The 23,630-nt window shown below is 46.0% G+C and carries 23 protein-coding genes and 2 pseudogenes; 12 read left to right on the top strand and 13 right to left on the bottom strand.

Annotation, left to right across the window (positions count from 1 at the left end; translation table 11 throughout):
• The first annotated feature begins 3 nt into the window (after positions 1–3).
• The 5 genes from QUA13_RS24015 (at position 4) to QUA13_RS23995 (ending at position 3,645) form a co-directional block, all read left to right on the top strand.
• Positions 4–513 (top strand): photosystem I reaction center protein subunit XI, encoded by a 510-nt coding sequence (locus tag QUA13_RS24015; protein ID WP_172191067.1) that lies wholly within the window; start codon positions 4–6, stop codon positions 511–513.
• Positions 514–570: 57 nt separating this feature from the next.
• The gene (locus QUA13_RS24010; protein ID WP_015174678.1) at positions 571–687 is read left to right on the top strand and encodes a photosystem I reaction center subunit VIII; all 117 of its coding nucleotides are present in this window, start codon (positions 571–573) and stop codon (positions 685–687) included.
• 337 nt (positions 688–1,024) lie between these two features.
• Positions 1,025–1,579 (top strand): hypothetical protein, encoded by a 555-nt coding sequence (locus QUA13_RS24005; RefSeq protein ID WP_333202573.1) that lies wholly within the window; start codon positions 1,025–1,027, stop codon positions 1,577–1,579.
• A gap of 138 nt (positions 1,580–1,717) precedes the next feature.
• Positions 1,718–2,605 carry a hypothetical protein gene (locus QUA13_RS24000; RefSeq protein WP_333202571.1) on the top strand — a complete coding sequence of 296 codons (888 nt, stop codon included), beginning with the start codon at positions 1,718–1,720 and terminating at the stop codon, positions 2,603–2,605.
• 179 nt (positions 2,606–2,784) lie between these two features.
• Positions 2,785–3,645, top strand: a complete 861-nt coding sequence (locus QUA13_RS23995) for a DUF2996 domain-containing protein (RefSeq protein ID WP_333202569.1) — start codon at positions 2,785–2,787, stop codon at positions 3,643–3,645.
• 172 nt (positions 3,646–3,817) lie between these two features.
• Here QUA13_RS23995 and QUA13_RS23990 read toward each other — a convergent pair whose 3' ends face one another.
• Both QUA13_RS23990 and QUA13_RS23985 read right to left on the bottom strand, forming a co-directional pair.
• A complete protein-coding gene (locus tag QUA13_RS23990) occupies positions 3,818–4,639 on the bottom strand; it encodes an alpha/beta hydrolase (protein ID WP_333202567.1) in 822 nt (273 codons plus the stop codon).
• A gap of 99 nt (positions 4,640–4,738) precedes the next feature.
• The gene (locus tag QUA13_RS23985) at positions 4,739–5,464 is read right to left on the bottom strand and encodes a lysophospholipid acyltransferase family protein (protein WP_172191059.1); all 726 of its coding nucleotides are present in this window, start codon (positions 5,462–5,464) and stop codon (positions 4,739–4,741) included.
• A gap of 417 nt (positions 5,465–5,881) precedes the next feature.
• On the opposite strand from QUA13_RS23985, the gene QUA13_RS23980 reads away from it, so the two are divergent.
• Complete coding sequence (locus tag QUA13_RS23980; RefSeq protein WP_015174671.1) at positions 5,882–6,196, top strand: hypothetical protein; 315 nt, start codon at positions 5,882–5,884, stop codon at positions 6,194–6,196.
• Positions 6,197–6,325: 129 nt separating this feature from the next.
• On the top strand, positions 6,326–8,053 hold the full coding sequence (locus QUA13_RS23975; RefSeq protein ID WP_333202565.1) for a succinate dehydrogenase/fumarate reductase flavoprotein subunit: 1,728 nt from the start codon (positions 6,326–6,328) through the stop codon (positions 8,051–8,053).
• A 297-nt stretch (positions 8,054–8,350) separates the two neighbouring features.
• Here the strand turns inward: QUA13_RS23975 and QUA13_RS23970 are convergent, their stop codons facing one another.
• Complete coding sequence (locus QUA13_RS23970) at positions 8,351–10,567, bottom strand: ABC transporter substrate-binding protein (protein WP_333202563.1); 2,217 nt, start codon at positions 10,565–10,567, stop codon at positions 8,351–8,353.
• A 571-nt stretch (positions 10,568–11,138) separates the two neighbouring features.
• On the opposite strand from QUA13_RS23970, the gene QUA13_RS23965 reads away from it, so the two are divergent.
• The gene (locus QUA13_RS23965; protein WP_333202561.1) at positions 11,139–11,342 is read left to right on the top strand and encodes a hypothetical protein; all 204 of its coding nucleotides are present in this window, start codon (positions 11,139–11,141) and stop codon (positions 11,340–11,342) included.
• 233 nt (positions 11,343–11,575) lie between these two features.
• Here the strand turns inward: QUA13_RS23965 and QUA13_RS23960 are convergent, their stop codons facing one another.
• Positions 11,576–11,800 (bottom strand): hypothetical protein, encoded by a 225-nt coding sequence (locus QUA13_RS23960; protein ID WP_333202559.1) that lies wholly within the window; start codon positions 11,798–11,800, stop codon positions 11,576–11,578.
• A 180-nt stretch (positions 11,801–11,980) separates the two neighbouring features.
• Here QUA13_RS23960 and QUA13_RS23955 point away from each other — a divergent pair, with 180 nt between their 5' ends.
• A complete protein-coding gene (locus tag QUA13_RS23955; protein ID WP_333202557.1) occupies positions 11,981–12,178 on the top strand; it encodes a type II toxin-antitoxin system RelE/ParE family toxin in 198 nt (65 codons plus the stop codon).
• Between the two features lie 167 nt (positions 12,179–12,345).
• Positions 12,346–12,666, top strand: coding sequence for a helix-turn-helix transcriptional regulator (locus QUA13_RS23950; RefSeq protein WP_333202555.1), 321 nt, complete (start codon positions 12,346–12,348; stop codon positions 12,664–12,666).
• A gap of 67 nt (positions 12,667–12,733) precedes the next feature.
• On the opposite strand, the pseudogene QUA13_RS23945 reads toward QUA13_RS23950, so the two are convergent.
• Together QUA13_RS23945 and QUA13_RS23940 are read right to left on the bottom strand one after the other, a co-directional pair.
• Positions 12,734–13,623: pseudogene (locus tag QUA13_RS23945) on the bottom strand (Uma2 family endonuclease).
• A gap of 130 nt (positions 13,624–13,753) precedes the next feature.
• A complete protein-coding gene (locus QUA13_RS23940) occupies positions 13,754–14,665 on the bottom strand; it encodes a tetratricopeptide repeat protein (RefSeq protein WP_333202553.1) in 912 nt (303 codons plus the stop codon).
• Positions 14,666–15,246: 581 nt separating this feature from the next.
• On the opposite strand from QUA13_RS23940, the gene QUA13_RS23935 reads away from it, so the two are divergent.
• Positions 15,247–16,494 (top strand): hypothetical protein, encoded by a 1,248-nt coding sequence (locus QUA13_RS23935; protein WP_333202551.1) that lies wholly within the window; start codon positions 15,247–15,249, stop codon positions 16,492–16,494.
• A gap of 244 nt (positions 16,495–16,738) precedes the next feature.
• On the opposite strand, the gene QUA13_RS23930 is transcribed toward QUA13_RS23935, so the two are convergent.
• The 7 genes from QUA13_RS23930 to QUA13_RS23900 all read right to left on the bottom strand — a co-directional run bounded on the left by QUA13_RS23930 (position 16,739) and on the right by QUA13_RS23900 (position 22,617).
• Complete coding sequence (locus tag QUA13_RS23930) at positions 16,739–17,914, bottom strand: homocysteine biosynthesis protein (RefSeq protein WP_333202549.1); 1,176 nt, start codon at positions 17,912–17,914, stop codon at positions 16,739–16,741.
• Between the two features lie 105 nt (positions 17,915–18,019).
• On the bottom strand, positions 18,020–18,676 hold the full coding sequence (locus QUA13_RS23925) for a Uma2 family endonuclease (protein ID WP_333202547.1): 657 nt from the start codon (positions 18,674–18,676) through the stop codon (positions 18,020–18,022).
• 13 nt (positions 18,677–18,689) lie between these two features.
• Positions 18,690–19,862: an AI-2E family transporter gene (locus tag QUA13_RS23920; RefSeq protein ID WP_333202545.1), complete on the bottom strand. Its 1,173-nt coding sequence runs from the start codon at positions 19,860–19,862 to the stop codon at positions 18,690–18,692.
• Positions 19,863–20,034: 172 nt separating this feature from the next.
• Positions 20,035–20,331 (bottom strand): Uma2 family endonuclease, encoded by a 297-nt coding sequence (locus QUA13_RS23915; protein ID WP_333202543.1) that lies wholly within the window; start codon positions 20,329–20,331, stop codon positions 20,035–20,037.
• Between the two features lie 164 nt (positions 20,332–20,495).
• Positions 20,496–21,551, bottom strand: a complete 1,056-nt coding sequence (locus QUA13_RS23910) for an IS630 family transposase (RefSeq protein ID WP_333202541.1) — start codon at positions 21,549–21,551, stop codon at positions 20,496–20,498.
• A 118-nt stretch (positions 21,552–21,669) separates the two neighbouring features.
• Positions 21,670–22,266, bottom strand: coding sequence for a transposase (locus QUA13_RS23905; RefSeq protein ID WP_333202591.1), 597 nt, complete (start codon positions 22,264–22,266; stop codon positions 21,670–21,672).
• Between the two features lie 90 nt (positions 22,267–22,356).
• On the bottom strand, positions 22,357–22,617 hold the full coding sequence (locus QUA13_RS23900; RefSeq protein WP_333202539.1) for a helix-turn-helix domain-containing protein: 261 nt from the start codon (positions 22,615–22,617) through the stop codon (positions 22,357–22,359).
• A 72-nt stretch (positions 22,618–22,689) separates the two neighbouring features.
• Between QUA13_RS23900 and QUA13_RS23895 the strand changes: the two are divergent.
• Positions 22,690–23,630: pseudogene (locus QUA13_RS23895) on the top strand (ISAs1 family transposase); the annotation flags it as partial.

Genomic DNA, 23,630 nt, shown 5'->3' with positions numbered 1-23,630 from the left:
AATATGGCCGATCCCAGAGATGCAGAGCTTATTAAACCCTTTAACGGCGACCCCTTCACGGGTCATCTAGCAACTCCCATCAGTGCTTCTGATTTCACAAAAGCATTCATTGGGAACTTGCCCGCTTACCGCAAAGGACTCTCGCCCCTAGTTCGAGGTCTAGAAATCGGTTTGGCCCACGGTTATTTCCTCGTCGGCCCCGAAATCGTCTTTGGACCCCTGCGGGATTATCCCGAAGCAGCTAATCTCGGCGGATTAATTACAGCCCTCGTTTTAGTTCTGCTCGGCACACTAGGTATGTCTGCTTACGGTTTGGTGTCTTTCAAGCAAGACAACACCAGCTACCCTAGTGCTAATCCCATGACTCCCGATTCCCTCAGAAATGCTGAAGGGTGGAGCCAGCTTACCGCTGGTTTCTTCATTGGCGGGATGAGCGGCGTCTTTGCTGCCTATTTCTTACTCGAAAACTTTAACGGCGTTGACGCCATTTTCCGGGGTTTAGTCAACAATTAGGTTTCACTGCCAAATACCCCTGTTGGAACACACTAACTTTAGTTTGGAGAATTAGATATGACAGGTTCCTACGCTGCTTCTTTCTTGCCTTGGATTTTGATTCCGGTTATTACATGGTTAATGCCGGTTGTGGTAATGGGTTTGTTGTTTATCTACATTGAAAGCGACGCCTGAGCCTTACCCCGAAAGTAAGACCTAAGTTGGAAAGCCGAAGTAAAACGATTGACGAACAATTTCTCTGAAATTTCTAGATAAATCTAGGGAAAATCAGCAAAAATTGTTTTGAGATTGCTGGCAATCACAAAACTTAGTTTCTTTACCCCCATCCCCAGAATTTATCTGTGGAGCAATCTTTCAGTTTTCTTACTTCAGAACTCGTAATTGCCAAAAAATCCTCTGCCTGCCGGCAGAGGATTTTTTTACAAATAAGACAAATTATCCGATTAGGGAACACAAATTGCCAAATTCTAAGCCACAATTGTTATGGAAACTTATTCATGAGGAGACAGCGATGCAATTTTCCCCCGCACGCCGAATCTTAGCTCCATTCCTGATCTCGGTACTTCTGCTGGTGACCGCCTGCGGTCAAACCCAAGCTCCCTCCCGCTGGGACAAAGCCCAGCAGGAAAGCACCCAAAAACCTGCTCAAGCCAGGCAGACAACTGCTGACAAATCAAGTGCTAGTAATCAAAACCTGCCCAAAAAGGCAGTTGCAGGCGGCCAATTAAATAAATACTTCCCGTCTTCTGGCGGTGGATTCGATCGCGTCTTCGCTCAAGAAAAATCCGGTTTTGCTGAAGCTAAGCTGAACAAAGGCGGTAAAAATGTGGCGATGCTCTCGATTAACGACATCGCCGGCAACCCCTCGGCAGGCGCAAAATTTCAGCAAAGTACCAAGCAAATCGGCGGCTATCCCGCAGTTAATCAGGGTGCTAATATCACCGCTGTTTTAGTGGCAAATCGCTATCAGGTGAAAGTTCAATCCCGCGATCCGTCTTTTACCGCTAGCGATCGCGAAGCTTGGCTGTCAAAATTTAACCTCGGTGGCCTCGCTCGCGTCAAGTAGCAATGTCTATGGTCAAACTCCGCGCCCGACTCCAGTCTGGCGCTATTAGAACTAAGTCTGCCCAAATAAGACTGTGAAGTTCTTGCCATCTGCCAAAAGTAATAGCTTTGATTCCCGTTCTAGCAAAAGGAGTTTTTTGTGAGCAAAACAGTCTTTGAATTAGTCGATACACTGCCTAAAGACAACATGACTGTCAAAGCCCTGCGAGCGCTTGACTTTGTGGTTCCCGGCGAGTGGAACAATTTAGTTGGCTTTGAAAATACCATTCGCACCGTTACTGGCGAAACAGACGAAGAACTGATCCAGCAAATCGGCGAGCGCGCCATCTACCTCTACAACGATAAGTCTCAGGGCTACCAGCGCGCTCTGTGGCTTTACCAAACTATTGACAGTGCCGACAAGGCTTTGGGCAGTGCCGCCCTCGCTAACAAGGTTGCGGAAAATGTCTCGTTTTTGTCGTTCCTCGGCAATATCACTCCCAAGGCTGAAAAAGCTCAAACGATCGACCTTTCTTTGAAGTTAGTCACGGAGTTGCTCGCTTTTTGCCAAATCAACGGCCTTCCCGGCGACAGCATCGGCGATTTTGCCGGATCTTTGGGCGACTACGGCGGCGAATCCCTGATGCGGATGGCAGCTTTGGTTTGTTTCGACGGTTTGATTCCTTTGGGGCCTGACTTTATCATGGCAACTCAGTCTTGGATTCAAAAGCTCTCCCCTAGCGATTTGCAAGATAATCAGGCCTTCAAGTCGATCGGCGACCAGATTCCAGGGGGCTCTCCCGCAGGCCAACTCGGCTTTATTGGCGAAAGCTTTAACTCGGTTTCTGGCTGGATGAGCTCTTTTGTGAGCGATCGAGGTTTGACTCCCCAAAACGTACTCGGCCACTTGCAGAATTTTGTAGATATTTCTGCTGATAAGGTGGACTACGTGGGCGCATTCCTCGACATTAGTACCAACTACTACGAACACACCGGTGTTCAAACTCTCGCCCGCCGTTTGATTGAACGAGCTGTCGCAGAGATTTAGAATAATCTCAAGAGTTGTGATGTTTGCGGGCGAGCGCCCTGAGTGTGTTGAGTTCAAATTTTTTTGAATCGCAATTTTCTCAGGTTGGTTTTCGATAAAAACTGTGTGCGATAGAGAAAGTCGATCGCCCGCACCTGCACTCACAACTCCTTACCGATCACTTTTAAAAGGAAGCGTTAATGCCAGAAGAACCGCAAAATCCTACTGCTGGGGAATCGGAAACTCCCAGTGCTGCGAGCGAGAACGCCCCGAGTTCCGACGCACCCGAGACAAGCTACTTTCCCAGCCCTGACAAGCCTGAGCCGGCTGCTAAAGAACCCGCAGCCAAGAAAGAACCGCAAAATCCTACCGCTGGCGAATCGGAAACTCCCAGTGCTGCGATCGAGGACGCTCCGAGTTCCGACGCACCCGAGACAACCGACATTCCCAGCACTGACAAGCCTCAGCCGGCTGCTAAAAAACCCGCAGCCAAGAAAGAACCGAAAAATCCTACCGCTGGCGAATCCGAAACTCCCAGTGCTTCGATCGAGGACGCTCCAAGTTCTGACGCACCCGAGACAACCGACATTCCCAGCACTGACAAGGCTCAGGCCGCTGCTAAAAAGCCCCCAGCCAAGGCCGAAGGCGACAAGCCCCCAGCTAAAGCCAAAAAGGAAAAAGCACCTGCTGTTGAAGACAAACCCTTTGCGGATTTTATTCAACAAGATTATTTGCCCGCCTTGCAAACTGCTTTAACTAAGCAGGGCGTTAAGGATTTAGAGGTGAGTTTGATCAAGCAAAAACTTCCCGTTGCTGGCATGAGTTCTGCAGGCGATTGCTGGCAGGTAATTGGTAAATTCCAAGAAGGTGAGCGCCAATTTAACCTGTATTTTCCTCAAGAAAATATTCAAAGTCAAAGAGCATTTTCCTGCGCTGAAAATAATACCAAAACCAGCACTTTAGAGCCTTTTTTGATAGACGAGCGCAAGGTTACTCTAGATCTCATGGTTTTTGGCGTAGTTCAGCGGCTTAATGCTCAAAAATGGCTAAATCTTAATTAGTTATTAGTCATTAGTCATTAGTTATTAGTTGTTAGTCATTAGTTGCTTGTATTTAGGCACTTACTAATGAGTGTCAGGGCGGGTTAATTTGGATAGGAACTTTACCGCTCGCCCCATCTCTAATTTTACCCCACTGACTCATAAGTGAGAAGTCATAGCTAATGACTAATGACTAATGACTATTGACTAATGACAGGTTTTCTTCGGATTTTGTCAAAAAATTGCGAGCTTGCATAATGCCGTAAAGGTTAACATCTGTTTCTAACAAACAAGCATGACCGCTGTTAGCCAGCAGCACCATTTCAGCATTGGGAATTACCTTGACTAAAAGCTTCGCTTCTACTAGGGAAGGCAGCAGCCGATCTGCACCGCTAGCAATTACTAGCGTCGGCTGTTTGATGCCGCGCAACTGATTTTCGTCAACATTAAACGATCGCACTAACGCCAATCTCCACACAGACGTATTTTGCGGTACTGCTTGCATCGCTTCTAGCAAAGCTCGCCGATCGTCGCGCCCAATCTTTCCTAAGGATGCTAATATCGGCAAGAGACCGATTACCGACAGCGGATAAAGGTTGGCCGGCAGCCACTGAGTCAGGTACGATCCCCACTGCACCCAAGGCTGCTGTCGAAACGAAGAAGCTGGATTGACTAATATTAATCGATCGCACAATTGAGGAGCTTCTAAAACAGTTTTCATCGCTAAACAGCCCCCAAATGACTCGCCACACAGATAAACAGGCCGCTGCGGCTTTCCGGCTTGCTTTTCTGCTTCAATTAAGGCAATTGTTTCGCTAACCAGTACGTCCCAACTAGCCATGTCGTCAGCCGGCACCGTTAAGCAGCGAATGTCGAAATGACTTGCTAATTTAGAAATTTGCGGCCGCAGCAGCAAACCGCTGCCATCCATACCGGGCAGAAATACAAATAAAGGGCGATCGGGTTTCGGCGGTTTGGGGGTTAGGAAACGAACCTTGTTGTTAGCATTTGCCATGATTCAAGTCAATCGATTTTAGATTTTAGATTTTAGATTTTAGATGGGAAATCTGACACCAGGCAACAGTCAGCAGTCAACAGTCAACAGTCAACAAACTTACAAACAACCTCGTTGGAGTAATTCTGCAATTTCCCCCTGACAGTGGTCTGTGAGTTCAGCAACAACTGCTTTGGCTTTTTTGCCTCGATATTGCTGCTGTCGATCGACAGTAATCCAGTAAGGCCGGCCGATTAAAACATTAACTCGCTGATAAACTATCACAGGATGCCACCCCGATCGATCGAACAGCGGTTCCGAAGGATCGAAAAAACTCAACAACTTGAGCGGTACACCCGATCGTACCGAGTGTTCCTCAAAAGAACTAATCGCCACCGGCAAAACCGCCAAATCCCGCACCGGAGCCCGCAAAGCCAAATGAGCAAATCCCCGCTGAAACTTCCCCACAGTATTCGGCCCAGTTAGCTTCACCATCGGTTCTGCACCCTCGGGAAACACCCCCACCATCTCCCCGCCTTGCAGCAGCGCTGTCGCTTGAGAGAAAAAATGCTGCTGTCGGTGCTCCGGTGCTTCCAAGGGGAAAGCGCCGAAACTGGTGACAACTTCCCTAATCACCGGGACTTGACCCATGTAATGATGACAAGCAAAGCGGATCGATCGACCCAAAGCCGCCGTCAGCAGCACAGGATCTAAGAAACTGCGGTGATTGCTCACCACCAGCACCGGACTCTCTTGGGGAATCCGGTCTTCGCGGTACACAAACGTCTGCGTTCCCAGACCAGCCAGGAAACAGCGCGAAATCAGCAATTTGCTCTCTGAAGACATGGGCCAAAAGACAGGTGGGACGCTGTAAAGGTGGATTCTATTCTCATGAAGCTTAACATTACTTTACCAAGTCGGGGCTCCCTCAAAAAGTAGACTTTCCCCTTATGCCTTTGTTTCGCCATCCTGGACGCACGGGCAGCCATCACCTTGGTTTTTTGGCGCGTTTACTTCTAGTCAGCCCGCCAAAACAGTACAAAACCGGCTTTCTAGGCGTCTGAGTGCGATCGCCAACTGTTTCGGCAGAAATTCCCAGTCAGCAGCAAAAATATACCAAGTGTTGTGGCAACTTATTAAAGAATGTTTACAACAACCCCAAAACCAAGTTGCGACAGCTAAACTTAGAAATTTACAGTGGGCATTGACGCACTGTCAAAGTATTTTTGGACAAGTCGTAATAGCAATCTCCAGAGGCATCAAATGAATAACATCCAAAACTATCGCCTTAAATGTACCCTCACCTTTGGCGACATTTACGGTCAAATCATTGTTTGGCTGATAGTCATCTTCCTGAGTCTAGCGTCGGCACTCGCCTTGTGGAGTAGCGCCCGCCAAATCTACGCCTTGGCTACCGTCGGCTTGATTTTAGTGCTGTCTCTGCCCTTCTTGCTGTTTGCTTTCGTTACAACTTTACTAAATAACATTGAAGTGCTTGCTGTAGAACCCGGTACGGAACCTCAACCTTCTGCAACGGGAAATCAGTCGCTTCAGAACCCTGCCGAAAGCGCCGGCTAGTCCAATTTGAAAATTTAACTTTTGATTTTCCATTCAAATCAAAAGTTAAAAAACTTCCTGCTCTTTTGGTAGGAAGTTTTTTTTTGCGTCACCATAAGTTGAGCAGAACACTCAAAATAATTAAAAGAAATGCTAGAACACGACGTAATCATTGTAGGCGGCGGTTTAGCAGGTTGTCGCGCCGCAGTAGAAATTGCCCGGACTGACCCCAGTTTAAAGGTAGCTGTAGTTGCCAAAACTCACCCGATTCGATCGCACTCCGTCGCAGCCCAAGGCGGCATGGCATCCAGCCTGCAAAATGTCGATCCCGAAGACAGTTGGAAAGCCCACGCCTTCGACACAGTAAAAGGTTCAGACTATTTAGCCGACCAAGACGCGGTAGAAATCCTCACCCGCGAAGCACCCGGTGTAGTCATAGATTTAGAACACATGGGAGTTCTCTTCTCCCGCCTCCCAGACGGCAGAATTGCCCAGCGCGCTTTCGGCGGACATTCCCACCGCCGCACCTGCTACGCCGCCGACAAAACCGGTCACGCCATCCTCCACGAATTAGTCAACAATCTGCGCCGTTACGGGGTTCACATCTATCAGGAGTGGTACGTTACCCGCCTGATTTTGGAAGAAGGCCAAGCCAAGGGGGTAGTTATGTACCGCCTGCTAGACGGTCAAATTGAGGTTGTCCGTGCTAAGGCGGTGATGTTTGCCACGGGCGGTTACGGCCGAGTTTACAATACCACGTCGAACGATTACGCCTCGACGGGAGACGGTTTGGCGATGACGGCTTTAGCTGGATTGCCGCTGGAAGATATGGAATTCGTACAGTTTCACCCGACTGGTTTGTATCCCGTGGGAGTGTTGATTTCGGAGGCTGTGCGGGGCGAAGGCGCTTATTTGATTAATTCAGAGGGCGATCGATTTATGGCCAATTATGCCCCGTCGCGGATGGAATTAGCGCCCAGAGATATCACCTCGCGGTCAATTTCCATAGAAATTCGCGCTGGCCGAGGAATTAATGTTGATGGTAGTGCCGGCGGCCCCTTTATTTACCTCGATTTGCGGCACATGGGGCGCGAAAAAATCATGAGCAAAATTCCTTTTGCTTGGGAAGAAGCCCACCGTTTGTTAGGAATTGATGCCGTAAATCAGCCGATGCCGGTGCGCCCTACGGTTCACTATTCAATGGGTGGAATTCCTACTAATGTTAGCGGGCAAGTTCGCAGCAGTCCTGAGGGTTTGGTAGACGGTTTCTTTGCAGCGGGGGAAGCAGCTTGCGTGTCAGTTCACGGCGCCAACCGTTTGGGCAGCAATTCGCTGTTGGAATGCGTCGTTTACGGCAAAGTTACTGGCGCAACCATAGCACAATTCGTACAAAATCGCAAGTTGCCTGCCGTAGACGAACAGCGTTATATTGCGGAAGCAAAAGAGCAAATTCAGGCACTTGTAGAACGTCCCGGAAAATACCGAATCAATCAAATCAGGCAGCAGTATCAAGATACTATGACTGAGTATTGTGGCGTATTTCGTAGCGCCGAATTGATGCAGGAAGGTTTAAAGAAATTGGAGGATTTAGAGCGACAATATGAGGAGGTTTACTTAGACGATAAAGGCAAGTTGTGGAATACGGAAATTGTGGAAGCTTTGGAGTTGCGGAGTTTGATAATTGTCGGGAAAATGATTTTAACTTCTGCTTTGAACCGTCAGGAAAGTCGGGGAGCTCATTCGCGGGAAGATTTTACTGAGCGCGATGACGGCAATTTCTTGAAGCATACAATGGCGTATTATTCGCCTGCGGGGATTGATTTGGCTTATATGCCAGTGGCGATTACGATGTTTGAGCCGCAGGAGAGGAAGTATTAATTTGTAGGGTGGGCAATGCTAGCCCTGTTAAGCTGAACTTCCCCTGTAAATATACTTACACAGGCTCCAAAGCCTCTAACCACAAAGGTTTCAATTTTGGAGTAAAAAATGTGTACCCATGTAGATGATTGATATCTGTTTGCGATCGGCAATTATATTGAATCTACAACAATTGAGCGCGATCGTCTGCGTCAGCTATTCCTGATAAATGGGTACAATTTTTCATCTCAACAGTTGCATCCTTTGTTGAGTAAGAGTTTTAGGACTGTTAGTACATTTTTATGGGGGAAGTCCAGGTTAGATCAAGCTGTTGCTGTAAGTCGCTCCAAAAACAGCAACAGTCACGAAAACGACCATCGGAAAGAACATTCGCGCAAACAGGTTAAGACGCTGTACAGCTTTTTTGCGACCTGATTTATCCAACTTTTCACCAATGGTCGTAATCACAATTGAGAACACACATAAGAAGAAAAAGACGTAGAAAGTGTATTCAAGAGCGATGGTATAGCCAATTTCTGGCAGTTGGTTATTGATCGATAACAGCAGCACAATACCAGAGAGTAACACTGAGCAGGTTGCCAGAATGCGCGGCACAGAAAGACTGTAGGAGAAATATAGGGTGCTATAGGCAACCAGGGTGAGCAGAACGAGCGGTAAGAGATTTTTAATCAGAAAAATCAAGGTATGGCGCTGAAACCGCATCATGAGACTAAAACCAGGGTAATCAGTCTGAACTTTGGACTCAAAGAGTGCTGGATCGCCTTGGGTGGAGGTGCTGCGAATGGCATCTTGCGCGTACTGCATCTCCTTGAATTGCCATAGTTGTAGTCCTGCAAACGCCCCCTTCTGCTGCTCAATATCAGTTCTGGGTAACTTCAACCCAACCGCGTCGATGACATAAATCAGGCGCTCAGTGGAGAGGGATGTATTCAGAAAACGAACTGTCATTTTTTGGGAATCAAAGGGGTAGTCGCGTAAGTCGAGACTATTTTTAAATTCCCCAGCCACCTGAAAAAGTCGGTAATTCAGCCCATCAAGGGTTCGAGCTTTGATGGGTTTTTTGGGGTCAAATATGGGTGCTGCCGGGTTGAGGATGTTTGTAACCGCATCAGGAAACTGAATCGCTAAAGGTGCATCGTCGCCGATGTAACGCAACCAGACATTGAAATTAGCAGTGAAACTCGATTTATTTTGGTCAATGCGACTGAGTTTATTAACATCAATGCCAGTATAGGCAACTCGTTGTCGCCAAAAATACTGGTCTTTAAATTTGTAGTTGAGGCGAAGAATGTTTCCTGCTTTCAGTTCTCGATCTAAATCTACTCCAGACAAATCGGCGATCGGGCTGAATTGCACAGGAGCGGAGATTAGATGTTGTCCAACATACTGTTCAATGCGGACGGGTGGGTTACTATCGTGGGTAGCATCGAAGTAAATTGGACCATTCAAGCCTTTCACTGCGACATTGCGGCTGTTAATTGCCTCAAGTCGATCACGAACTTTTTCACGATCTTTCTGCTGGCTACCTGGCGTATTCTGAATCTCAGCCTCTTGAATAGCCCGAACCGCCACCCGAGCCACGTCGTAATAAGCAGCACCTACGTAGCTCGGTAGGTTGCCATAAGCTTCCTGGTAGTGACTAGCAAACTCCTGGGCATCTATGCCAGCACTGTCAAATATTAGGGGAGACGGAACATAGATGCCATTCAAGAAATAGCCCGGTTGCTGTTTTTCTTCCTTATATTGTTTAAACAGTTTCGAGGCGGTTTCTCGTACCAAACTTTGGCTACCAAACAAGGATGTTTTGAGTCCACGCCGACGAATCCCCAGAATAAAGTCTCTCGCATCGATATCATCCATTGCCAGGAACACCATGCCGGAATTTGAATCCGCTGCCAATTCATTGACAATGAGGTTGACCTCAGCGGGCACATTATGATTTTTTGGATCAAACTTCCAGGCGTGCTTCAGGGTACCTTCGCGCTTAAAGGTGGTTTCAAAAGCTTCATCCAGGCTTTGTCCTAGGCGATCGTCGGAATAAATAATGCTGGCCGTCTTTAAATTCAGTGCTCTTTGCATATACAGCGCTACCACACTTCCCTGAACTGAGTTAGTGAAGATGGTTCGGAAATAGTAGGGGTGTGCTTCGGTAATATAATCTTCGCTGGAGGTTCCGGTAATGGCAGGAATCTGCAAGGCGTTGTAGATGGGAGCGGCTTCCAGGGAGGTAACGCTATTCAGGTGTCCCAACACCACCAGTGCTCGCGAGTTGTTAACCTGGTGAGGAATTTCACGGGCGGTATTGGAGTTGCCTTTGTCATCAAAGACTAGGAGTTTTAGAGGATGACCATTGAGTCCACCGTTATGATTGAGGGAGTCTAGGTAGAGTTGCACGCTTTGAACCATTTCTTTGGCGGCGATATCTCGTAAACCCGTTACGGGAGCCGCGATCGCCAGATGGATAGGGTCTGAATCGCTGGTCTTGGGTGAACGCCCCCAAAGCAAGGCAATCAATCCAATCAGTAATGCTGTTACCAGAGCGATCGTGACATATTTGGCAAACCGAGGGTTTTTCAGGCGGGAAATCAACTTCATTGGCATCCTCAGATTTAACTCAAGCTATCTCTAAAAACAAACCACTAATCTGCAATGGTGAACAGTATCATCACATAGTATAAAAAGCGTGCAATCCAATCGAGCTTTACAGCAAGGGGCTTGTGTCCTTTTAAAATCAGGCGATCGCTGATAATTCCAACCAGGATACTGAACAAACTTAGACAAAAGAATACGTAAAACCCATACTTTAGGGCAGTGGTATAGCCAACTTCCGGCAATCGATTATTGTTACCGACTAATAGCACAATACCCGTCATCAGGGCTGATACGACAACGGGGGACGCTCCTTTGAAAGCCTATGGGGAAAGTAAAACGCCATTAACGGCACAAAGGTTAACAGAAATAAGGGTAGCAGGTTTTTCACCAAAAATACGGTGGACGGCGCTGCATCGCGATCGTGGCGCTAAAACCGGGATAGTCGGTGCGGACATTGGTATTTCACCTTTTCAATACCACAAGCCCCACCACCATGACACCAACCGCCGCCCTTGCCACAATCGATCGCCCCAACCTGCCAACCTTCCCGACGCTGGACAATGACCCCGACGTGTTCGCGCAATTGCTAGCCGACAAACGCTCAATTAACACCAAGCGGGCTTATGCCGGGGACGTGCGAGATTTCTTTCGGACAATCACCGGACAAATCTGGACTTCCCCCATAAAAATGTACTAACAGTCCTAAAACTCTTACTCAACAAAGGATGCAACTGTTGAGATGAAAAATTGTACCCATTTATCAGGAATAGCTGACGCAGACGATCGCGCTCAATTGTTGTAGATTCGATATAATTGCCGATTGCAAACAGATATCAATCATCTACATGGGTACACATTTTTTACTCAACAATTGAAACCTTTGTGGTTAGAGGCTTTGGAGCCTGTATAAGTATATTTACAGGGAGAAGTTCAGGTTAAGGTTGTGAAGAAATCCCTCAAACGCTTGAAATTGGGTAGCGGGCGATCGTTAAATCTGATTCTTTTAAAAGGCGATCGGTAATAAACCAGGTTTATTGCCGATCGCCACCGCCTAGAATGACGCAAATCAGTCGATCGCACCTTGACAGGGCTGGGTGGCAATGCGTACCTTACCAATTGAGAGGAAATTCGGCAATCTTTAGTATCTTCTACCACTTTTAGTTATCTTGAGCCATAACTATGTCAGATACGACATATTTGTAAACTCTATGACTAGACTACTTAATTTATGGAATCCCAAGGCGAGAACAAAGATGTTGTTTGGCTCATCAGAGGCTCCGTAAAAATTCCCCTTTTTCCGCCTCAGCGCGAATTGAGGCAGGGATTTTATTAAGGATGTTACAAAGAGAAATTTTAGCCATGCCTGTCTCTCGACCTATGCCAAGCATCAGCCCTCACTGCCACGAATTGCGGATCGATGATAGTGAAGCCGATAAACAGTGGCGAATTATTTACCGGATTGACTCAGATGCTATTGTCATTGCAGATGTGTTTCCAAAAACTACCCAGAAAACGCCTAAGCGCGTGATATAAAACAGCCAAAAACGACTGAAATTGTACGATCGAAGCTCAGGAGAAACCTAGTTATTTCAGGACTTCCTTTAGGGTGGGCATTGCCCACCTTACAAATTGAGAGACAATTCACCATTCACAATCCTTGGTCTGTGCAATTCATATAATTAAAAAAGGTAATATTTACAATGGATGCCATTAAACGTCAACGTTTAGAAGCAGCAGGTTGGCGGGTGGGAGATGCCGCAGACTTTCTAGAACATTCAGCCGAAGAAATTGCTTTTATTGAGATGAAGCTGTCTCTAATTAAACGCTTGAAGCAGCTTCGCATTAGTCAAAATCTTTCTCAAGAAAGTTTGGCTAAGAAAATTAAATCTAGTCAGTCACGGGTAGCTAAAATAGAAGCTGGCGATCCGTCTGTTTCTCTTGATTTGATGGTAAGGACAATGCTAGCGCTGGGAGCAACTCGCGAGGATGTGGCACTTGCTATTACTTCTTCCAAAAGCTGAGAAGCAGACAGTTGACATTTGAGAATCTTCTAGAATTTGAAGTTAACTGTATCCCGATAAAACTATCTCATCCGTGATAATTGTGGCTAACTTCCTCCACCGATAAACTTAAGGCCTCCGCCACTTGTTCGGCACTCAACCCCATTCCCAACAACCGGGGAATTGCATCCCTTCTTGCCTGAAATTCAGCTTGTCGTGCCTGTTCTGCACTCTCGGCCCTTTCGCGCTGTTGCTCCCCTCGCAATCTCTCTAATTCTGCTCTTTCATCGCCAATCAACAGCAAATTACCTTCCTCGTGCCACCAGCGCAGCCAAAGCATGGTTTGATTTTGATAACTGCCTTGCCAAAGTCCCAATTCTACGCCTAAAGGTGCAATGGGAAAATGACCGCGCTGATTGAGTTCTAACAGTTGATAATACCTGTCAATCAACCGATAAACTTCTAATCTGCCATTATTAACTTGGTAGATGCCGTAATAGGGAATTCGCATCACCCGCTCGTAAACCCAAAACTTTCCAGGTTTAGTGACTACCCCTTTATCGGTGCGCGATAAAGGAGTACGTGAAGCGAAGATATCCCGAAGGAAATCGCGCTCTTGATCCCCGTTCCCGCTGGCAAATTCCAAAGCAATTAATGGTGCTATGTGTTCCCGCCACAGCACGTAGGAACGGCGAATTTGACCGTCTAAATTAGGAGGTACATTGGGAACATAAAACCAGTCGGGAGCTTCTGCACCTTCGCCGATTCAGTTTCTCGCCAGTAAATGCCGCAGTCTTGACCGATCGCATATTGTCCGTCAGGATGCCGCTGCTGCAAAATTTGCCCGATCGAATCAGTTAAAATTAAACTTTGCGGATGCTCCTGACAATTTTTAACAAAAATACCGTCGGAGTCTGGTAATTGAGTCTGGTCTGGAAAAGCAGGAGGTAGAACAACGCGGTTAACGCTAGTAGTCATAATTCCCTCCGAGGTCTTACCTAATTGGTAATTAGTAATTGGTCATCTCAAATCTAGGTTAAAGAACTCGGCATGGGTAGGGACACAGCACTGCTGTGTCCTTACAGTTATAAGGTACTTAAAACACTCCTTAAGGTTTTGGTAGCGCACCTTCAGGAATTGGGGAAGCCGCAGGTTCGGGACTGGCATCTCCTGCTGTTGGAGATGGCGAAGGAGTGCCGCTAGCTAACTGATTAATTTGGTCTTTATAGTTAGGAGGAGCTAACTCAGTAGCTCGATCGAACAGCGTTTTTGCCTCATCTGTTTTACCCTGTTCCTTCAACACGATCGCCTTTCCTAAAGTCGGGCGAAAATCTTTTGGATTAGCCTTGGCAGATTCGTCGTAAATTGCGATCGCCTCCTCGTAGCGCTTCTGCACAGCATAAACCTGTCCCAAAATCAACTGCACCGAAGTTACATCAACACTTTCCGGTTTTGCCTGATTGGCAGCCGGAGCCGCCTTCAGCGTATCTTGCAGCAGTCCGATCGCAGCTTCCGGCCGCTGCTGCACTAGCAACAAATTCACCAACCCCTGCAAAGCCTTAATTTCCCCAGGCTTAGACGCTAAAATTGACCTGTAAGCTTGAGCGGCCCCTTCGCGATCGCCCGTGCGTTCCTTAGCCTGAGCCAGCAAAATCCCGTATTCAGTAGTCTCGGGATTCAGCGAAGCCAACTTTTCCAAAGGACCGATCGCATCCTTAATGTCCCCCACTCCTTGCCCGATCAACTCCAGCCGCACCTGCAACAATCCCCGCAAAGCCGTTACGTTGTCAGGTTCCCGCTGCAAAACCAATTCGTACCCCCTCGCCTGAGCTTGCAGCAACTCTGATTGCTTCTCCCCAGACTGCGCCGTCTGAACAGGCGTTGGAGTTGACCGACTTTGCACTTGGCTGGCCTTGAGAATACTGTCCAAAATTGGCACAAGAGAAAATCCCAAAAAAGCGATGAGCGACAGCACCACCACCACAGTAATCAACCCACGACGCTTGTTTGCTTTTTCCATAATTCAACTATCCCAGCTTAAAATCTACTATTTTCTAAGAATTAACGCATCGCCCGGGGGCATCTGCCATTTAACTAGATCGGTGCAACGGTAAAGGTTTTTAACTTCAAAGTCCCAACGGACAAAGCAGCCTTTTACTTGCAGCTAATATGGTAACAGACCCACAACTCCATGCTAGCTAAACAATTTTGGACACTCAGACCCGCAGCCCCAAGGACTGCGGTGTCTGTCCAATTTAGTCTGGTCAAGCTAAAAATTACCGAAAATATGGCGGATCAGCCCGTTAGGTAATTGGATTAAGTAAAATAGGCAAGCTGAATATCCTAAATGCTATTAGCCAGCAACTCCAACTCGGCGCGATCGGCGATCGATCGGTCAGCAACTCCTAAAGTCCTTGCTCGCAAGGATTTTAGCAGCCAGCCAACCGATCGGCACTGGTAGCGTTGAAAGTTGGCGTTGACGGGTCACAACCAGACCTCCGGGCGCAAGCCCCAAGTCAGGTGCTAGTAGTTTTTAAAGCAGTTTCTTCAGTTTATTCCTAATTTCCCTTAAGGGATGTGTCTCCGCTGCAAGGAGTTTTTATGAACCCCTCTCCCAACCGGTCTTCCAAATCGTCCAAATCTACTTCAACTCGCAAGGCTCAGCCCAGCGAACTGGCCGTCAATCCGCCTAAAGATACAGATTCCATTCCTGAGACACCAGACGAAAGTCCGGTGCCTTCGGCGTTGGCTGCACCTGTTGACGAAAATCAACCGCCAACGCCAACAGACGCCCCAGCGTCCAAGGATAAGCTGCAACGACCACGCTACAGTTCTGCCCTCGACAAGGACAAAACAAAGCCACAAGACCAGCCCAGCAATCCTCCAGCAGCATCCGCGCCATCCGCGCCTTCGGAATCTGCCAGCGCTAATCCAGCGCTCGCAGTCCCACCGCCCGGAACCGCCGAGACTGCTGCTAGCGAAAGTCAGGGCGCTGAGGACATACCCTCCGTCATGCGCCAACATCCCATTCCCCCCCCCAGCGAACCCAGACAGTACCGAGCTGTTGGTTTGGTGCGGGGCCGCTACACGCAATCAGAAGAGCAATTCACCCGGGGTATGCTGATCGCTGCCGACGGAACTGCCATCGACGCAGTTTTGCTGGGTAGAGTCATGAGTTTAGTCAAAAATCATCTGGATCTCGAACAAGAACACCTGTGGGTGGTATATCCCCGCACCAGGCAAGAAGACGGCAACTTGCACGCCCAGATTATGGGAGTTTGGGAGCCGGAAACGCTCAAGAAACCTCCCGAACCGTCCTCTGATGAGGAAAATCAGGAAGCAGCGGAGATTGAGACTAGCGACGAAGCATCTACCGCATCTTTGCCACCCTCGGAACCTGATGTTGAAGATGGCTATTTTTCGATTAGAGGTGAGGTGATTTATCAATCCCAAGACGAAGACAAGTATGTCATCGTCAAAATCAAGCAAGCTCCCCGCAAGAATGACGACAAGATGAAGTTTTTTAAACTGAAACTCAAGGGAGATTTAGCAACAAAAGCGATCGGGTTTTTTTGGGATTTCCACGTCAAATTGAAAGCTGACAGTCTGATGATTGAGCAGGCTAATAATATTGGTGCCCTGCCGATTAAAAAGCGGAAATTCCCCCCTGGCAGCAAGCCGCCCGGTGGCTTCAAAGGAGGAGGGAAGCGTCCGTTTACTCCTAGGCCCAGCGGTGACGGTGCTCCTGTAGGGCGTCCTACCATCAAGTCCGCAGCTGCAGCACCACCACCTGTCCCCAAGGAACCTCTTCCTAAGCCGGTTAAGAAGCCTAAGCCGATCGAGGAATGAACCCATTTTAGATTTGAGATTTTAGATTTTAGGTGAGTGCATCAGTTTCTTATGTGTGCAGTTTTTTACCAGAATTCTTAAATCGAAAATCTAGAATCCTGGACGCACTCGCGAGGATCGGAAACCGGGTTTCTTGACCAAAAACCTAACTTTTCAGGCAAAGCTGGGGACAAGCAACCCGGTTTCTAAAACCTTGTGCGTCCACAAATAATCTAAAACCGCCAAACCGCCAATCTAAAAGCCTTTATTCCAGCCTCACTTGGGCGCCCCACAAATCTTGCGGGAGAAATACTCGATCGGCTGGTAGGGGAGCAACTGGGGCCGTGAGGGTAAATTGACCCGCTTCAATTTGCTGCTTCAATTCCAATGCTACTTGCCGGGACAGAAACATACTCGCAAGGGGGGCCGCCCGTACTGGTTTGCCTTCGATCGTGATGCGGCCAGTCTTTAATTGAGCATAGCTGACTAAACCGAAGGTGGGACGAACGCGCCGGGGGATAGAGAAATCTACCACCGGCGCTACTATTTTTTTGTCGGATACTGCACAGTGGGCGACGACTGTTTCGTTTAAGACGGGAAAGGGGATGCCGACTCCCAGCATCAGGGATGGGCCGTAGTTTTTGAAGTAGCAGCCGCGCACCCATTTCGAGTTCATCTGTTTGGCGTCGCCGATTAGTGCGAGGGTGGCGGCCGGGCCGATGGGGGTGCGGTTGGGCTGGCGTTTTTGCAGCGGGAAGTGCTGGGTTCCTTCCCAGGTGATGTAGCCCTGAGCGCCTCCTAGGAAGATGCGGGTGCCTATGCCGATGATTTCGAGGTCGGGGTCGTTGAGGAGGGGAGACATGGCTCCAAGGTTCGAGTAGACGGCGTTGCCGAGGTTTGGTTGCAAGGGGCCGAGGTAGGTGAACAGCGGGCGATCGCCTCCATTGACGCCAACAATAAAGTTTTGATATGCGTTGCGGGGATTGAATAAATAAAACTGGTTGATCGTATCGCGGGTAATCGTGGTTTCAAAGGAGGCGCGGGGGTAGCAGTCTGTTACTTGCCCCAAGGCGCGCAACTGCACGGGTTTGCCGGCTATTAAGTCTTCGATGACGTGTCCGCCTCCCCGTTCGCGGGATTCTTCGCCGTCTTCGGCTACTTGGGTGGCTCCCAGGTACAGGTCTACTGCCCCGAAGCCGGAGTAGGCTAAAACGCCGTCCAGCCAGCACTGGCGGATTTTTATCGGCGGGTCGGTATGGCCGAGGTTGATGATTGCACCGGAGGATTCCATCGGCTCGAAGGTGCCGGTGGTAATCACATCGACTTCTTTGGCTGCTTGGGTAATGCTGGTTTCTTGAACTCTAGTTTTGAGTTCTTCGATTGTCCAGACTGTGGCTTTGCCCTGGCTGATTTTATCGTTGATTTCGTCGATCGAGCGCATAAGACTATTTTAGATTTTAGATTTAGATTTTAGTGTGATGGAATGTCGATCGAGCGAATGCTGTTTTGGCGATCGGTCTCCTTATTGGTCTTCGCTATAAATTAGCTACAAACTCTGTGCTTGCAATTGCTGCCTCACCCACAGCCACCAATATTGGACAATAGCATTATCGTCCTGAGTTTCTGAGATTTTTATTAAATGAGCCAGCAAGGTTGCAGGCATAATTAAAAATGAAAGACTGTATTCGTAAAAAATATATGGAGGATTTTGAACGTTGTAAATTTGCACAGTTTCTAGCCTATATCGCCTTTTAATAATTGCTAGTTGCTGATAAATTCGTAATCGATTTGAGGAGATACGGGTCAGATAGACTTCAATGACTAAATTTGGTGGCACCTCCTTTGAAATTTCAATTTTTTTACCGATAATACTGTCAAAATTTTGGATATAAAAATATGAATTTGGTTCTGTACCTTGTTGTAAATCGGAGCGATTTAAACTCGTCGAACCAAATCCTTTAAGTCTCAAGTGTAACTTTTCAGTTAAAGCGGTCACGATGCGTTTCAGGTCGCAATTTATGTTTTTATGTAAGTCGGACGGCATCATAATTTCTAGCACTCCTCGACTGTAAGCGAATTTAGAGGATCTGCGGTTTCCAGATTCTGCCAATAACGTCTGATAAGTTGAGCAACTGATAGTTGGTAAAAGCACTCCTTGAGTAGTTTTTAAACGTGGATTGTCAAGGGGTGCAACAGTCATCATCGATATAATTCAATTATTGATTTTCAGGAGTGTGGCTTTCTGTATTATTTGGGAGTTCTAATTTTTGTTCGGGCAGGCTTTCTGGCTTGTTATGTGTTACTCCTAAAGATTCGTACTCCTCGTGAATAGCGGTATCGATCGCTGCTAGCTTTCTGGGATTGGTGTCCCACTGGTTGAGAATGTCTTTAATCAAAACTTCTCTAACCCAAACTTGAGCCACAACGGTGAGAGGAAGGGCAAGTAATAGTCCTAAAAATCCAAAGAAGGTGGCAAAGAATACTTGAGCTATTAAAGTAACAGCCGGCAGTAGCGCTACTTGCTGCGCCATAACGTAAGGGGTAAGGAGGTTGCTTTCAAATTGTTGAATTAGAAAGTAGAGGATAAGCACAAAACCGGATTTTAAGGGAGAGTCTAAAAGTGCGATAGTCACTGGGGGAATGACGCTCAAACCGGGTCCGATATTGGGTATTAAGTTCAGCAAACCAGCTAAAACAGCGTGAGCTAGAGCTAGGGGAACTTGCAATACTGACAAACCAATTAGGCTGAGAAAAGTGATGACGCTCATGCTAATTAAAGCACCGATTACCCATCTGCCAAGGGCTATTTCGCATTCATCTAAGATGCCATCGATTCGCCGCCGATAAAAAGAGGGAAATAGTTGGATAAATCCTTTGCGGTAAGATAAAGGATCTGCTAATGTCATTAAGGTCAAAACTATGACTAGCAAAAAGCTGAGAATAACGCCTAAGGTGTTGCCTACAAAAGCTCCTGCGCCGCCGACGAGTTGATTGAATAGGGGTTGCAGTTGTTGGATAATGTCGTTAATATCAAGATTCGGTAGTCGCTGACCAATTTGTCCAGAAAAGCGAGCTTCAATCTGATCGATCCACTCATTTAACCTTGCTATTCCTTGAGGGGCTCTTTGGGTAAGTTGTTGAAACTGTTGGGCAAAGGGTGGTACAATGATTAGGAATAATCCTACGAAGATCAGGACTAAGAAGCTAACTGATAAGAGTACGGCGATCGATCTTTTGAGTCCGAATTTTTGCAAGTAGCGCGCTAGTCTGTTTAAGGCTGTGGCTAAGACGACGGCGGCAAACAGCAGCAGTAGGGCCTGCCTGATTTGCCACAGGATGTAACAAGATGCGATGAGGGCTAATAAGCCTATCCACTGTCCTAGCTTCATTAGATTTTAGATTTTAGATTTTAGATTGAGGAATAGGGTATTGGGAATTGCTGCTGGCTAATTGCTCTGCAGCCCCGAAGCGATGAATCGCATCTCTACAAGATACCTTAGATGCGCGCGATCGTATCTTTAATCAGATACCCCTACTCGGACATCAGCATAAGCAGCCTCCTCAATTACCTTTTGCGAACACCTGCTGCGCTGTCAGCTTCAATTCTGAGAAAGTTGGGGACTCAATAGGCTGGCCTTCTCTGAACAGTTTGACTTGGTACTCGCCGTCAATTAGTTGATCAATCGAAAAAGTTGGTTGCTTGGGGTTGCCAATAAACCGTCTGCTGTCCAATCCTAGATAGTCTATAATCCAATATTCTTGAATACGCATTGACTCATATGCCTCAAGCTTTAGGGCACAATCATCCCCCCAATTAGTGCTAGTTACCTCGACGATTAGGGGGACTGATGAACCCATTGTGATAATTGATGATTTTTCCCATTATGGTTCGTTTCCAATGGTTTGTTCGTTAAGTACAATAATATCTGGTTCATATCCCGATTCCTCGTGCATGGGTCAGGGCGAACGCATCTAAATTTTATGTTAACAGAATATGGTATATAGCGATCCTAAATGATTTTCTATGTACAATATTGATGAATTTTGGGAAAATCAAATTTATGTTCCTTAGTGAAGAACTCAAACAAAAATTTGATAATCTTAAAAGACCTACATAAATACCAATACTTTCTTAAAAAGTTTTTAGCTTGTAACCAAATATCTTCAACGGGATTCTGTTGGGGAGCATTGGGAGCAAATAAAATACAAGTAATTGACCAATTCTCAGGTTCTTTGTCACTATTTACTGTTGATAAGAAATCTCTAAACTCTCCATATTTATGATAACTAGCTCCATCCCAAATTAATATAATTCTCCGACCTTTATATTTATATTGTAAATATTTAATAAATTTGACCGTTGATTTTCCATCCCCAGATGGATGACTTTGAATGTGAAATTGTTGGCTTTGATAATTGAGAGCACCAAAATAAGTTTGTCGCTCTCTTTCATTAGTAATTGGAATTTCAATTCTCCTATCGGATAGACCCCAAACGTAGCCTGTCAGATCGCCATGAAGTAGATGACATTCATCTAAAAACAATACTATTATTTCCCCAGATTCTATGCCCGCCTTGTTTTTCGATAAAATCTCGTTAATTTCTTCCCGCTTTTTTTTTACCAGTTCGTCATCAGATTTTGGATTGATTTTTTGAGTCTTTTTCCAACTAATATTGGCAGCAGCGAAAAGTTCATAATAGCTCTGTTTTGATTTATAGCTCACACCAAACTCTTGTTCTACATAAGTCACTAACTCTTCTAAGTTCCAATATTGTTTATGCTTTAACCACTCGACTACTACATCCGTTTGTCGCTCTGTCAAATACCCTGGCGAGCCTTTATATCCTAGTTTTATTCCTTCGACTCCTTGGGTTTTAAAAATCTTTTTCCAATAACCAACAAAGAATTCACTTACACCTAACACTTTGCTAATTTCATGGTACAGCTTACCTTCAAGCGCCATCCTGACAGCTATTGCTCGTTTTAGTTCTCTTGCATCGATATCGCTTTTAATGAAAGATTCTAATTGAGATATTTCTTTTTCCATGTCTTTTTGTGGCAGTTGTAAGTTATTCATTTTTTTTCACGATCGAGTATTGGATATAATTATATCATAATATTGATTATGATTTAGGATTGCTATATTGGATGACAATTCTTGAGTATCCAAAAAACATTTACAGCGTATTCCAAGTTTATGAAGTACAGTAGCAGCAGCTTGTAAACCAGTTCTTGAAGTGCTTAGTATTAACCAAATCAAGCGCAGTAGCAATTAAAATATCAACCATCTTAGTAGTGGTGGGCGAGAACTGACGTAAAAAAGCTTTCAGTTGTGACCACCATAATTCTATCGGATTAAAGTCCGGAGAATACGGTGATAAATTGAGGATAGTGGCGCCAACCGATTCAATCAAGGGTTTAACCGCCGCCAGTTTGTGCGCTGGGAGATTATCCATAACAACGACGGCACCATCCCATAAATTTGGCACTAAAAAGTGTTCAATAAAAACGGAAAATGCCTTGCCATCCATAGACCCATCTAGGGTCATTATTCCCACTACTTTTTTTAAACTTATTGCTCCGACAACTGTGATTTTTGCACCCCGATAAAATGGTTTTAAGTCGTAGACTCTACTACCATATCTTGAGCGAGCGTGGGTTCGTGTCAACCCCAATAGAACGCCCATTTCATCCAAAAAAACGAGGTTGTCAGGGTCAATATTTTTCACTTTATCCCAATATTCACCCCTCAGAATTTGCACTCTTTCAGTAGCCGACTGACTACTGCGTATGGTCTTTTTTTTCGCGTCAATTTTTGTTTTTGTAGTTCACGACACATCATGCTCGGGCTGACAGCTTCGTTGTAGTCCCGAAGCCAATATTCACTTGGGTTCTGACAACGTGCTATCCGGATATTTTTCTACCATCTGGGTCAATTCAGTTGTGCGCGAGTGTAACACGCTTTTCAAGCTTCCACCCTGTTTTCTGGGTTGAACATGACCCGTTGTTTGTTTTTGTTTTAAGATTTTTTGAACAAACCCTTTACTCACATCAAATCTGGCGGCTACTTTTCTAATTGAGGTATCACCTTGTTCATAAATTTTAACTATTTTCTCACGCAACTCGATCGAATAAGGTTTCATTTTTTTCGCTTATGTACTAAATACAGTGTATCATATATACATGGAATCTGCTGTAATTAGAGTTTACCCTGCATGAAACTCAAACCTAAAATCACCATTGCCGACCATTTTTCCGACTTAGAAGATCCCAGAATTGAGCGGACGAAACATCATCAATTAATTGACATTATCACCCTCTCACTTTGTGCCGTGATTTGCGGTGCTGATACATGGGTGGATATCGAAAGTTACGGGCGCAGCTCAATACGAATGGTTGAAGAAAATTTTAGAATTGCCAAATGGCATACCTTCACATGACACAATTGCACGAGTATTTTCTCGCCTCAAACCGGAGCAATTTCAGAAATGTTTTTTGAGTTGGATTCAATCTATTAGTTGCTTCAATCCCGGAGAAGTAATCGCAATTGATGGCAAAACTCTTCGCCATTCTTACGATCGGGGAGGAGATAAAAAAGCAATTCATATGGTCAGTGCTTGGGCGACCAGTCAAAGATTAGTTTTTGGACAAGTTAAGGTAGATAAAAAATCTAATGAGATCGCAGCTATTCCGGCTTTACTCAAAGTATTAGAATTAAATGGAAGCATTGTCACCATTGATGCTATGGGCTGTCAGAGGTCAATTGTGAAGTCAATTGTCGAACAAGAAGGAGATTATGTAATTACCTTAAAAAAGAACCAACCCTCCCTGTATACCACAGTAAAAAAGTTGTTTAAACAAGCAATTAGACAAGGATTTTCGGGATTTACACATACAGCTTATTCGACAAATAAAGAAAGTAATCACGGTCGCTCAGAAATCCGACATCACAACCATGTTAAGTGACATCAAAGAGCTGATTGACCCCGACAATCAATGGGAGAAACTTCACAGTATAGGCCTGATAGAATCCGTGAGAATAGTGAAGGGAAAAACAACTATTGAAACTCGTTATTATATTAGGAATGAAAATTTAATAACTTCACTATTTACTCAATTGTCGGAACAGCACGGTAATTCCATTTTGGCAAATATT

This window comes from Microcoleus sp. S28C3 (assembly GCF_036700785.1).
In the GTDB taxonomy this organism is placed as follows: domain Bacteria; phylum Cyanobacteriota; class Cyanobacteriia; order Cyanobacteriales; family Microcoleaceae; genus Microcoleus; species Microcoleus asticus.
This window is presented reverse-complemented; position numbering and strand designations above follow the sequence as displayed.